The following is a 12,925-nucleotide window of genomic DNA, read 5'->3' as shown; positions in this document are numbered from 1 at the left end:
CGCGAGATGTTCGAAACCTGGTACAAGATGATCGCGCTTGTGCAGGGCCCGCTGGATGTCTCCGGCCTGATCACCCACCGCATCGGCATCGACGATTTTCAGATCGGTTTCGATGCGATGAAGAGCGGCAGTTCCGGCAAGGTGGTGATGGACTGGTAGGGATTGCCTTGGCCGCTATTCAGGAAAAGCTGACGACAGCACCTCTGGTCCGCCGGACATTTTCCAACTAGGGGAACATGGCTGGGTGGAGAGCTATGGCTCCGCTACGTGCGCTCGCTAATCATACACGGCGACGTATCGCGGCCCACCCGGTGACGGTCGATGGGGCAATTCGCTTCAGTCGATGACGGAAACCCGGTGAACCGATGCTGAGGCCCCGACGCGATCGTCTATTTCCTATGATCTGCGATTGAGGTCGAGGTGTTGCCGCTTTCAGCGGGTAAGATGCGATAGACGACTTCCGGTACCCTTCCGGTCAGCGAAAAGGAAGGCAACGAGCCGCATTGCCTCAAGCAAAATGTTACCAATAGTGTCCTGTTCCAAAGGGGATGGACAGGTCGTGCCATTCCGGTTCGGGGGAAGGATGGCGCGGCTCAGCATGGCGACACGGTGAAGCGGCGATCGTGGAGCTTTATTGCGGCGTTGACAAGCGGCGCATTCTGGATGAGTTCGAGGCGGTAACCGGCTATTATTCGCAAGCGCGCGATCCGTCTTATGAACCGTCGTGAGCAGAGGCCGTCTGCGGGCAAGAGCCGCAGCCGCTGTTACGGCAGCGATGTCCGCGACGCGCTCATCGTGTTGTGGGAGGATTCGGAGCGGCTGGGTCCGCATCGACGCTCGCGGCGGCCAGCGCCGCCGGGCAGGAATGAGTTCGCAGTTCGCCGCTCGGTGCCAGCCCGCACCTTCGGCGATTGGAAAGATCCGCCGCCCGGCTTTGTTGAGCGCATTCGGGCACGTCTTCGTCAGGGAGCTTCGTGCAGACGATGGTGCTGACCGGATTGCCGCCGGCTGGACCGATTGCATTCCGCTCCGCACGCGCGACAGCGGCAATGTGATCATGGCGATCAAGCAGGCCCGCTCCCGGTTTCGCTGACCCTGTGCTGCTGTTTGCCGGCATCCGCCCGCACAGGAAGAGCTTGTAAAAGCGGTCAGTGCGGAAATCGAGGAGCCGTTGGTCGTCGATCTTCAGCCTGAACGCGGTCGTTTGCTGGTGCCGCAAATCGGCTGTTGCATGTACATCCCTGTCAGACGTCAGTTTTCCTCGCCTATTTTGGTGTCGAGCGCGAAGTGCTCCAACCAATTGCAAGGCTTTTTGGAAATGAGAGCGGCTTTGCGCAGGGCGCTCCGTTGTTAAGCATTCAAGCTACCAAGCCAATGACGCGCAGGTTCCACCAGGCTCGCCAGCCTTGAAGGACAGCGAAAAAAGCAGAGCACGACAGACACAACAGTGCATCAGGACGCCGCAGTCGTTGAAGATGGTGCGCTGCATCCATCCCGTGGATGCATTCGATCCAAATAATCGATTTGTTCAATCAGTTTCTCGAAAGCTAACCCTACCCTCTGTGGGAATCGGGCTCTGAGCCGCGACGCTGCCTTGCGAGCGCAGGGGCTGCACGTAGGAGAGATGATGCAACGAGAAATCGCACGCGGGTTGCTGGCCTCGTGGGTTCGCCGACCGGCGTATTTGAGCCCGTCAGTTGGTCCTCACCCGCGCCTATTGCCACCGAGCGACTTGCATGTCCCTCCGACTCGGACCAGTTCCGAGAGCTGCGACGAGTTGCGCGCCGTGTGCTCCGATCAGATGGCCGCCGGTGACGCGTTCGATGGGCCGTCCCTCTTCGAGAGGAGATGAAATGCGAACGCTGCTCGTGGATCATCATGCGGATCTTGCGCGCGCCATGCGACTTGCGCTCGGGGATGGCGGCTTCGTCGTTGATGTCGTTGGTACTCTGGAACTGGCTTCGAGTGCATTTTCTTGCGCCAGCTATGAAATTCTCCTGCTGGAATTGGCTCTGCCAGATGGCGATGGCTTGGGTTGGCTGAGGCAGTTGAGGACCCACGGGCATTCAGTTCCTGCCGTCATTATGAGCAGCCTTAACGATCTCGATAAGCGAATTGCGATCTTCAACGGAGGTGCGGACGACTTTCTGCTCAAACCCATCTCTACCGATGAGCTTATTGCCAGAATGAGAGCCATTCTGCGCCGGGCGACACAGATGACCGACCTGAGGCTCGTATTTGGCAATCTCGACTTTGATCCGGTCGCCCGCCAGGTTTTCGTTGATGGGCACCCAATGATGATCGCACGTCGCGAACTCTGTATTCTAGAGCACCTGCTTAACCGGGCAGGCCGCATCGTGCCCCGTGCGCAATTGGAAGATCACCTCTATTCATTCAACGACGACGTGTCTGCCAACGCGCTTGAAGTCGGAATTTATCGTTTACGGGGACATCTGACCAGATCAGGTGCAACGCCACGGATCAAGACCATCCGAGGCATTGGTTACATCCTAGAATTGACTGACGCCTCGTCCGCATAGTTTGTCGAATCGAAAGAAGATCTATTTTGCTGATCCTTCAACATCCTTGCCCTGCGCCCAATTGGCGGGCGATCGCCAACAAGGTTACAAGACCTGCAGTGCCCCGTTACCTGGGCCATCTCCTCTGCGCGCTTATTGTGACTTTCCCACTTGGTGTCGCGGCGCAAAACAAGCCGGACAAAGGCCCGCCGCATGCGGCTTCGAATAGCATCAACGCCACGCTGACCCTTTCCTCTTCGCTCGGGGAGACCGTTCATCTGCCCGCGCCAGCCACGACCATCTTTGTTGCTGACCCCACGATCGCGGATTTTCAGGCGCCATCGAGCAAAACAATCTTCGTCTTTGGCAAGAAATCGGGGCGGACCAGCCTATTCGCCTTGGATGGCAATGGCGAGCCTCTCGCCGAATTGCGTATCGTTGTCACGCAACCGATCGGGGATTTACGCGCCATGTTGCGGGAGCAGGTCGGCGACTATCCCATCCGCGTCAACTATACGCCGCGCGGCGCAATCCTTAGCGGGACGGCGCCCGACGCAGAGGTCGCCGACACCGCAAAAAGAGTCACTGAGCAATATCTGGGCGACGGAGCGCAAGTCGTCAACAACATCAAGGTCGCTGGATCCCTGCAAGTTAACCTCAGCGTGCGCGTAGCCGAAGTCTCACGCAGCGCCATGAAGTCACTCGGCGTCAACTTGTCCGCCTTCGGTCAAATCGGCAATTTCAAAGTGGGCGTTCTAAGCGGAAGCGCTGCAAGCGCTGGGTCTGGTTCAACCCAGGGTGGCGGTACAGCAGAAATCGGATTCGACAACGGTGCCGTCAACGTCAGCGCGGTTCTCGACGCGCTCGCCAAGGAGCATATAGCTTCCGTCCTGGCTGAGCCGAACCTCACCGCTATGTCGGGTGAAAAGGCCAGCTTTCTCGCGGGCGGCGAATTTCCCATTCCTGTCCTGCAGGAAAACAGGCAGGTATCGGTTGAATTCCGTCACTTCGGCGTCAGTCTGGAATTTGTGCCGACAGTTCTCAGCAACAATCAAATCAACATTCACGTAACGCCCGAAGTCAGTGAACTGTCGACGCAAGGTGCCGTGCAAATCAACGGAATTTCCGTGCCGGCAGTTTCCACGCGCCGAGCCGATACGGTCGTCGAACTCGCCAGCGGCCAGAGCTTCGCAATCGGCGGTCTAATCAGGCGGAACGTCAACAATGATGTCAGGGCCTTTCCCTGGCTCGGAGAACTGCCGATCCTGGGACCGCTTTTTCGCTCGACCTCGTTTCAAAAAGAGGAGTCAGAACTGGTCATTCTAGTTACGCCTTACATTGTAAGACCAGGCTCCAACCCAAACCAGATGAGCGCACCGACCGAGCGGGCGGCACCGGCTTTGAACGGAGGGGGCGCTCCGACGAATTCCGTGACAAGTCCCCCGCGAGACCGCGCTGCTATCCGTGCGGGCGCGCCAAGCGCCCAGGGCGGTCTCGGCTTCATCATCGAATAGTGTCATCCAAAGATGTTGCGTTTTATAATCCTCTTTGTCGCTCTGGCACCAAGCGTAAGTGGCTGCACAAGCACTACGCCAGTTGATGTCGAACCATCGGCACCAATGCTTGTCCGAGAGGAGACCACCGTCCTGAGGTTGCAAAGCCTGCGCGCTTCCGAACGGCAGCGTTTGCGTGTTTTCCTAGACAAGGCCAGTCGCGGCCGGTTCGATGCCATCCACCTCCTCATCAGCGGTTCGCCCCAGCTCAGCACAGGGGTAGCCCATCAGGCCAGGCAGTTGGCAATCGAAGAAGACAACATTCAATTGCGCGATCAACACGACGCCGGCTCAGTGCGAATTGAGGCGATTGTCTATCACGCCCGTCCGCCGGTCTGTCCCTCATATGGTGCCTTACCCAATGAAGAATCCTTCAAACAGCCGCTTGGTTGTTCGACAGGACATAACCTGGCCGTGATGGTCAACGATCCGCGCGATCTGCTCGACAATCAGGCCGTCAAGGCCGGCGATGGCGATCGTGCTTCTGTACCAGTTGCAACTTACAGAGCATTCGGGACGGATAAAGGTGGCTGATACCGCCCTTATCTCGGCAGCACTCCTACCGGAGATTGAAAGCTTCCAATCGCGTCCTGATTAAAATAAAAGGAACCGCTGGATGCAATATAGGCGCTATATCGAGGGCCTTAGGGCCGTTGCTGTACTTCCGGTCGTACTCTTTCATTTCGGAATTTCGGCGATCCCGGGTGGCTTTAGCGGGGTCGATATCTTCTTCGTCATCTCCGGCTACCTAACCAGCGGAAGCCTCCTGGATGACCTTGAACGCGGCCAATTTTCCATGGTCAACTTCTACTGGCGCCGTGCCCGGCGCATTCTGCCGGCGCTCGTCTTTGTGATGCTTCTCACCTGCATTGCGGCATTGTTCATTCTTCTGCCACCGGATCTGCGCGGATTCAGTCTTAGCATCATAGCTACCTCGACCTTCTGGTCGAACGTTTTCTTCTGGAAAACGTCAAGTTACTTCTCTATCGATGCCGCGCTTCTACCACTGTTGCACACTTGGCCGCTTTCCGTAGCGGAGCAGTACTACATCTTCGCACCAATCCTGATGTTCCTAATCTATCGCTACATCGGGAAGCGCTGGCTGACGACACTTCTTCCGATAATTCTCTGCAGCTTCGTAGTGGCGGTGATGGCGACATCGCTGGCACCCACCGCCGGATTCTATCTGCTGCCGACCCGAATCTGGGAACTCATGTTGGGCGCCCTGCTCATGCTCAAATGCCCCTCGCCGCTGGGCAACCGATTCCTGATGGAGTCGGTGGGGGTGGCCGGATTTGGCCTTCTCGCCATCGGGTTCTTCGCGATTTCGGCGAGTGATCCGTTCCCAGGCTACAACGCCTTGTATCCATGCATCGGAACGGCCCTTCTGATCTATGTTGGCCAAAATACCCCCTCGACGGTCGCCACCCGCATGCTCGAAGTCCGGCCGCTGGTCTGGATTGGGCTCATCTCGTATTCGTTGTATCTTGTTCACTGGCCTCTCAATGCGTTCGCGCACTATCTTTCGTTCCAAAAACTCGATCCGTTGATGACCGGTGCGATGTTGGTGGCAAGCCTCGCATTGGCTGCATTCTCCTGGAAGTTTGTAGAGCAGCCGTTTCGACAGAAGAGGGCCTTCACCTCCCCGGGGCCTATCTTCGCCTTTTCAGCGCTCGCGATCGTTGTCCTTTGTGCCGGCGGAGCGGCGGGGGCGCTCGGCAACGGCTTTCCGCAACGGTTTCCGGACTATGTCCAGCGGCGCATTTCCGTCGGGGACTGGAGGAATGGCATCTGTTTCAACGAGGGCACCAGCCGGATCGAAAGCTGGAATATGGAGGATTGCACGCGCACCAGCGGTTTTCCAACAACGGTTTTTTTGTGGGGCGACTCCTTCGCCGCGCACTATGTTTCCGGCTTGGGTGCTAACATAAATCGATTGCAGGCGAACATCGTTGAATATACGTACGCCAGCTGCGCGCCGATACTCTATTACTACCCTTACGATCGTCTTGATTGTGTCCGGTTCAATCGCAAGGCCTTGGACGTCATCTTGGAAGCGGACATCAAGACGGTTATCCTCAGCGGTAGATGGAGTGACTATGAGGTCAGAGGTTTCGACGGTCTTCAGCAAACAATCGCTACGCTTCGTGCCCTGGGCGTGCGCGTGTTTGTCATCGGCCAGTCTCCGCAGTTCCCAACTGACGTCCGGAAAATTGCGTTCTTCGCCAAGCGCCAAAATCTGGACGATACGTCCTGGCCGATCGCGATGGACCCCGACATCAACGAACGTGTGCGCTCATTTACCAAAGGCGCCACATTCATCGATCCGCTGAAATTCCTGTGCAGCGCAGGACGCTGCGCCTATTCCGATAGAGGAGAGTTTTTATATTTCGACTATGGTCATTTCTCTTCAGCCGGCGCCACACTGGCAATCTCGAAATACTGGCCGGCTTTTGGCAAGGACAATGCTCTTCCCAAGACGAAGTAGCGGCTCAGCGGCTGACAAGCACCAGTACGGGTCCCAGTGATAGCTCCTGCTTCCGCAGCAGCCGCGACGATGGAGCTGTTCAGGTTTAAGGCCCCCCGATAGTGACCTGGGATGGGTGCTGCCACGCGGCTCGGACTCAGCGTGCATTATCACGTAAATGTTGAGAGAATGAATGGCGCCGCGAAGGGCAATTCCAGCCGTCCAAAGCGACAGGCGTGTCGCGGCCTCGACATTGCAGTGGCGCTTACCTAACACGGCCTCACACTGCCCTCTAAGCGGCCCCGAATTTGAACTGACGGCCCCTGGCCGGTTCATCGGGCAGGTCAAGGGCTAGGTGTAGTACACAGGGCTCATAACTTTCAGTTTCTAGTTGGTACGATGGGCCGTGGACGGTCGATGCAGACTTCAAGATGGCGAACGAAGCTCTCCATGCGTGCGTTGTCGAGGCAAGTGCCTTTGCCATGCTCGCGACTGGAGAGATTTCAAAATGAGCCTTGTAAGCGGAGAATGCCGCCGACGCTGTTCGGCTTGCTCGTGCCCTTGACGGCGGTAGGCTCGGCAGGGCCGAGGCCAGAGTTGCCGTAGTGGTCGTAATCGACCTCGGCTGTGACCGTGAAGCCGGGAACGACCATGTAGGCGACGTTTGCAGCCACACCAGCATCCTTGAGCTGATCACCCGAGACCTGAAGGTTGAACGAAGTTTTCTCGTCAAACTCGTAGGTGGCGCCCGCCCAGAAAGCCCACTGGCCGTTCCAGATTTTGTACGAGCCGCGCCCATGATTGGCAATTGCGCCGTTTGAGTCCTCGTTGAGACTGGCATTGGAACCGTAGCCGAAGAGTCCAAACAGCGACAGCTGGTTTGTGACAGCGACGTCGACGCGGATCTTGCCGGCAAAAGCTTCGTAATTGCTGTCATAAGCCGCGACGCCGGTGATCGAGCCCCAGCCTTGCGTGTATTTCAAGCCGGCGACAACGTGCGGAATATAGCTGTCGATAGTACCGGCTGAGCCCGATCCTTGTTCGAGCGAAATCACAGTCGAAATGCCGTTGCCGGCGTCGAAGTGGTACTGAGCCACGTTGGTGTCGAAGCCGGCCGACGGAACGAGCATACTATCGAGAACGTTGCCAGCGTAGCTTGCAAACGTATCGAAGGCCGACCCCTCCTTGCCAACTCGCAGGCCTCCCAGCTCGACCCAGGCAGAAGCCAGTGCGAGGCCGCTGTTGAAATCATAGTTCTGAGGACTGTCATGCGAGTTAGCGCTGTTGCCAAAATTCACCTGGGTTTCGGTATAGGTCGTCAACGCGCCGAGCTCGGTCTGCTGGCCGGTCCAAGTTTTGAACGTGAAGCGTGTGCTGTTTCGCCAAGTGCCTTGGTCCTCGCCAGTTCTCACGTCCGAGGTTCTTGCGCTGTCATACGATCGGACGTCACCCAGGCCGATATCGTAACGGACATAGCCGCCGATGCGCAGGCAGGTCTCGGTGTTGGGAATATAGGAATATCCCGAGCCGAGGACGTCGCAGATCTTGATGTACTCGGCCGGTTCCCGCTCGGCGCCAGCTGCTCGACCGACGGAAATGGTCATCAGAGCAGTTAAGCCGAGAAGAGGACTCTTGATGTACATGTCTAGATCTCCATGAAGGATAAAAAGGATAGAGGCGAAAGAGCAAGCTTTTCCTCTAAATTTTGTGCGTATTGTCTCCAATATGTGGACGCCAAAGCGCTTGACACGAGAGGTGAGCCAGCGTAAAAGCCGCATGTACTTATAATAGTGTTTTCTGCTAGGAGATTCATTATCGTTTACATGTGAAGCACTCCGGTCGGACCGCTGCAGCTCTCCGAATAGAGCAGCAAGCGACATGCCAACCTGAAGCGTAGATGCGGCCGACACCAAAATCGGGCCGACGCGCCTTCGTCTCGCTGGAATCACTTTTTTTGAGGGTCACTGCGAAAAGAAATGTGCGACACGGTTCGCCATGTTCGATATGTGACAGTCTCGTTTAACAGCGACGGCTTCCCGTCTGACCGCAACGCAGGCCGCGCCATGCGCTACCGAGAAGGATCACTGCGCGTACGCTCCGCAAGGGCTGCGCCAGGAACAGAGGGCGTGCACGTCCGAGGCGTCGCATGGTGGCCGCAGCACCTTTTCGCCGCTGTAAGTTCGCCGTGCAGGTACATTGCGCGGCCGGAAGCGAGAGGGAGCGCACCCTGAAACGGCTGCCTACGGCTCGCCTCGAGTAATTGGGGATGAACAGCATTCTCGAGAACTTAGTCTCGACGGAAAGAGCAACGAAAGGAAGCCGCTTGGACGAGCACGATCCGAAGGAAGAACCGATCGAGACCATTTTCCGCAACGGCACAATCACTGCCGTGGGTATCCTGCTTGCCTTTTCGCTCGGCTTCCTCACTCATTGGGCCGCGAACCCCTTGCCATGGCAACTCTACGATCTGTTCGCCGTAGTGCCGATCCTGCTCGGCATCGCACTGCAGATGAGAGCGCTGTCCATGCTGCTCGACATGAGTTCCTTGCGGCGCCCCATCTACGAACGCGCCAATCGCATTTTCATGGTCGGCCTCATCCAGACCGCGTGTGGCGTCGGCATGGCCATCTTGGTCGATCTTTTCGGGATATCGGTAGGGGGCACGCTGCCCGGCGCTTGACGACAAGCCACACCGCCGCTCTTCGCTCGAAGCGACGTCAAGCCGGGGAACCTTGTGCACCCCCTAGCGGCGTCCTCCTTTCATCAAATGAGCCGACGTCAGCTTTAGAGCGTCTCGGTGGCTAAAGCCGGTATGGTTCTTCGGCCGGCAGGGAAGGCCGCTGGCTGGACCTGGATGGCGTCTGAACGAGGCTTGACAGGTCCGTTGCGTCGGACATGAATTTCGCATTGCAAAGTTCTTCCGCAGACGCCTCAAGCACACTGCACTGGCGTCACGTACTCAGACGTTGAATGCGGCACCGCACCATCACCTCAGGCGCACCCATGGCACGCGCGCTCCCCGGCGTGGTTGACCCCATCCTGTCCAAACGAGACTGCGACATAAGCGGGACGCACTGACTTAGCTCAGAGACCAGGACGAGCGCGCAACGAAAGAATGATGGATCAGCGACGTGGGATGTCCTTGCACACCTCAATCCTGACAAAGTACCGGGACCCCCGGCCGCCTTGGTATACCATCTATCCGACTGTGCCAGACTTCTTTGCGGCAGTTGGTGCTGACGATTATGAGGAATGGCTGGGGGGCCTCCCGGCCGACGAATCGGTGTCGCTCTATCTCCACATTCCGTTTTGCCGATCCATGTGCTGGTATTGCGGCTTCCCTACCGCGGTCATCCGTCGCAACGGCCCGATCCTTAATTATTTAGCGGTGCTGCGTCAGGAGATCAGTTTGGTGTCGCAGCAAGTGCGGCAAGGGCTGCCGGTGAGCGATGTGCATTTCGGCGGCGGAACGCCTCACCTTATCGGGCCAGCCGAGCGCTTGGCGCTGATGGAATTTCTACGCCGCCACTTCGCTTTCAGCAAAACTGCTGCGATCGCCGTGGAGATCGATCCCCGAACGTTCACACCGGAAATGGCCGAAGCCCTGGCAGCTAACGGTGTCAACCGCGCGAGCATCGGCGTGCAGAGCTTTGATCCCGATGCGCAAAGGCGATCAATCGGATCCAGAGTAAGGTGCAGACGGCCGCTGCAGTCGAAAATCTCCGCCGGCATGGCGTTGGCCATATCAACTTCGACCTCATCTTCGGTCTACCGAAACAGACTGTGCAGTCCTGCATCCAAACCGCGATGGCTGCGGTCGCCATGCGCCCCAACCGGCTTGCGGTGTTCGGATACGCGCATATTCCTTCCGTGATAAAGAACCAGCGCCTATCGAGCAGGCAGGTCTACCGGACGGCGATCTTCGCGCCGAACAGGCTGCAGCTGTCGCCGAGACACTGTTGGCGCTGGCTACCGGGAGATCGGGCTCGATCATTTCGCTCCGCCGGAAGACGAACTTGCGCTAGCGCAGAAGACCGGGCGCCTACGGCGTAATTCGCTGGGATACTCGGCCGATACTTGCAAAACGTGATCGGCTTCGGCGCGTCGGCTATTGGCCGAGTCCGCGAGGGGTATGTTCAGAACGAAGTAACACGGGATTCTTACGCCCGGCACATCGCAAGTGGACGTCTGGCGACATCAAAGGGTCACCGTCTGACCGACGATGACCGGGTGCGCGCAACGATCATCGAGCGACTGATGTGCGATTTGGAGGCCGACGTGCCGACCATCTGTGCCGCCCACGAAATCGAACCAGCTCGTTTTCTCGATTCAGTTGAGAGTTTGGTGACGCTGGCTGAGGAGGGGATCCTGGACGTCGAAAACGGCTTCATCCGCGTGCGGCCGGAGCACCGCTTTGTTGTTCGCGCCGTTGCTGCTGCATTCGATGCTTTTCTCGCGAATCGATGAGTTGAGGCCACGACGCCGAAAGGCATCAGACCTTGTTTGGCGCTCGTCGGCATGGGCTCTCGCAGAAGACTCCGCAAGCGTATGCAGGGGACTTCCACTTGACGCCGCGTTCACCATCATCTCGCCTGGGTGCGCGCGAAAGCGCACAACCCGGAGCACGCTGCTCTCGGTGTGAGGCTGTGCTCTGCAAAGCACCGGTGATCCACCCTGTCCCTGGACAGCAGCTTGATGGCGTCATCTTGGAGGACGAGAAAAGATTGTCGAGGTACGGGTACGAATTGCCTCGGTCGTCCGTTCAATCGAAAGCACTGTCTGCGGAGGCACCTCTCCTTCATGCAGTGACAGGAGATGCTGGGCGACTTCCTTATCTGCTGCGGTGAGTCGATGATTTAGGCGGAGAAAGTCCATCCAGGTGGGGGTGCGGAATGTCTCCGTCCAAATTGACGGTGTTTGCAGATTTCGCTGGAGCGTCCAGTTTCGTGCACCGGCACGGCTCTGGACGTGTCGCCGCGTGCGCATGGAGCCCAGAAAGGCCTCGATATTTTCCTCCGATATCAAATACTCGACCTTGGCCACGATAGGGCCACTTCTGGGTTTCAGATCGAGAGCCACGTCCGGCGGATGAAAAACTGAACTTTCTTGGTCGGTTTCTTCCCAGGGACGGACCGGCAACACGATCCCCGCTGCTGCAACCAGCAACAGAGCGCCTGCGGCGCCCTCCAATGCTGAGGTCAAGGAATAGTTTTGCGCGACAGAACCCCAGATCCAGCTGCCAGCAGCCATACCGCCTGCGCTCAAGGCGTAGTAAATGGAGAGCGTGCGGCCTACAACCCACCTTGGGCTTGCCAACTGCACCGACACGTCAATGCCCGTCCAGGTGATAAGCCAACCCGCTCCGCCGAGCGCCAGCGAAATGGCCGCCACAGGAACCGACGATGTAAGGGCAAGGGAGAGGCAACAGACTGCACAAGCCACAGAGGCGAAGGCCACCAGCCTGTTTTGAGACGTGACCTTCCTCAAGAAGCCGTTGCCCATGCCCGCGATGAAAGCACCCATGCCGAAGCCGGCCAATAAGATACCGTAGACAATTGGCCCACTCTTCAACTGATCCCGGACCACGAGGGGGAGCAACGCCAGAATGGAGATGCTTGCCAATCCGAAAAGAGCGGCTCGGGCGGTCGCTGCCCTGATCTCCAAAGACATCGCCGTAAAGCGCACTCCGTCATGAATTGCCGTCGTCATTCTCTCACGAGGGAGAGGCGAAGAGCGGACCTCCCATTTGGTGCGCCATATCGCGCTTATGGGCGCCAGATCACTCACCGCAGCCAAGGCGAAAGCGGCCAGCGGCCCAAAGACGGCCAGGATCACGCCCCCCAAGGCCGGACCAACGCTGCGCACAATGTTGTATCCGACGGACATAAGCGTCACTGCGGCCGGAATGTCGCGTTTGTGAAGGATATCGCCGACCGAAGCGTGCCAAGCCGGATCATTCAAGGCAAAGCCGCAGCCGGCCAGGAAACCTAACCCGAGAATCAGCCAAGGACTGACAAATCCCAGACCCACAGAAATCATCAGCGTCGTCGACGCCGATGCTATCAGGCAGTGTCCCGCAAACATCACCCACCGGCGGCTGAAGTTGTCGGCAATGGCTCCGGCGAAAACTGAGAGGAAGAACACCGGCAATGTGGATGCGGCCTGGACGAGTGCCACCATGAGGTCGGACGCTGAAATCGTTGCCATAAGCCAACTGATGGCGACCGTTTGCACTAGCCAACCGAGGCTCGAAATCTGGGTGGCCGCCCAAATTGAGCGAAACACCTTGTTTCGAAATGGGGCGAGCGTCTTTGAAACGGGCGGTTGAGGATTTTCGCTCTGCATGAGGTATTGCTGGCCTTCGATGAGCGCTGCGATTTGAGCAA

At 57.8% G+C, this 12,925-nt stretch carries 7 protein-coding genes and 3 pseudogenes; 8 read left to right on the top strand and 2 right to left on the bottom strand.

The window, feature by feature from the left end:
* From tdh to EJ079_RS28650, 6 genes and pseudogenes are all read left to right on the top strand, one after another.
* Positions 1–159: pseudogene (tdh, locus tag EJ079_RS28675) on the top strand (L-threonine 3-dehydrogenase); the annotation flags it as partial.
* Positions 160–873: 714 nt separating this feature from the next.
* Positions 874–1,042: pseudogene (locus EJ079_RS34065) on the top strand (transposase); the annotation flags it as partial.
* A gap of 811 nt (positions 1,043–1,853) precedes the next feature.
* Positions 1,854–2,540, top strand: coding sequence for a response regulator transcription factor (locus tag EJ079_RS28665; RefSeq protein WP_024505585.1), 687 nt, complete (start codon positions 1,854–1,856; stop codon positions 2,538–2,540).
* A gap of 71 nt (positions 2,541–2,611) precedes the next feature.
* The gene (locus EJ079_RS28660) at positions 2,612–4,033 is read left to right on the top strand and encodes a type II and III secretion system protein family protein (protein WP_245463569.1); all 1,422 of its coding nucleotides are present in this window, start codon (positions 2,612–2,614) and stop codon (positions 4,031–4,033) included.
* Positions 4,034–4,045: 12 nt separating this feature from the next.
* Positions 4,046–4,606: a CpaD family pilus assembly lipoprotein gene (locus tag EJ079_RS28655; RefSeq protein ID WP_127319504.1), complete on the top strand. Its 561-nt coding sequence runs from the start codon at positions 4,046–4,048 to the stop codon at positions 4,604–4,606.
* An 82-nt stretch (positions 4,607–4,688) separates the two neighbouring features.
* Positions 4,689–6,560, top strand: coding sequence for an acyltransferase family protein (locus EJ079_RS28650; RefSeq protein ID WP_127810787.1), 1,872 nt, complete (start codon positions 4,689–4,691; stop codon positions 6,558–6,560).
* A gap of 482 nt (positions 6,561–7,042) precedes the next feature.
* Here the strand turns inward: EJ079_RS28650 and EJ079_RS28645 are convergent, their stop codons facing one another.
* The gene (locus tag EJ079_RS28645; protein ID WP_127213822.1) at positions 7,043–8,182 is read right to left on the bottom strand and encodes a porin; all 1,140 of its coding nucleotides are present in this window, start codon (positions 8,180–8,182) and stop codon (positions 7,043–7,045) included.
* Positions 8,183–8,862: 680 nt separating this feature from the next.
* On the opposite strand from EJ079_RS28645, the gene EJ079_RS28640 reads away from it, so the two are divergent.
* Entirely contained in the window at positions 8,863–9,219 is a 357-nt protein-coding gene (locus EJ079_RS28640; protein WP_024505577.1) for a hypothetical protein, read from the top strand.
* Positions 9,220–9,681: 462 nt separating this feature from the next.
* A pseudogene (hemN, locus tag EJ079_RS28635) lies at positions 9,682–11,006 on the top strand (oxygen-independent coproporphyrinogen III oxidase).
* Positions 11,007–11,240: 234 nt separating this feature from the next.
* Here hemN and EJ079_RS28630 read toward each other — a convergent pair.
* Positions 11,241–12,884: an MFS transporter gene (locus EJ079_RS28630; RefSeq protein WP_127810786.1), complete on the bottom strand. Its 1,644-nt coding sequence runs from the start codon at positions 12,882–12,884 to the stop codon at positions 11,241–11,243.
* Positions 12,885–12,925: the final 41 nt, after the last annotated feature.

This window comes from Mesorhizobium sp. M7A.F.Ce.TU.012.03.2.1 (genome assembly GCF_004006095.1).
GTDB lineage: Bacteria > Pseudomonadota > Alphaproteobacteria > Rhizobiales > Rhizobiaceae > Mesorhizobium.
The sequence above is the reverse complement of the archived record's forward strand: the minus strand, read 5'-3'. Positions and strand labels throughout refer to the sequence as shown.

Bases quoted from the DNA above. Each gene is read 5' to 3' on its own strand.
- EJ079_RS28645 (WP_127213822.1), bottom strand. From the start codon at position 8,182: ATGTACATCAAGAGTCCTCTTCTCGGCTTAACTGCTCTGATGACCATT.
- EJ079_RS28650 (WP_127810787.1), top strand. From the start codon at position 4,689: ATGCAATATAGGCGCTATATCGAGGGCCTTAGGGCCGTTGCTGTACTT.
- EJ079_RS28655 (WP_127319504.1), top strand. From the start codon at position 4,046: ATGTTGCGTTTTATAATCCTCTTTGTCGCTCTGGCACCAAGCGTAAGT.
- EJ079_RS28630 (WP_127810786.1), bottom strand. From the start codon at position 12,884: ATGCAGAGCGAAAATCCTCAACCGCCCGTTTCAAAGACGCTCGCCCCA.
- EJ079_RS28665 (WP_024505585.1), top strand. From the start codon at position 1,854: ATGCGAACGCTGCTCGTGGATCATCATGCGGATCTTGCGCGCGCCATG.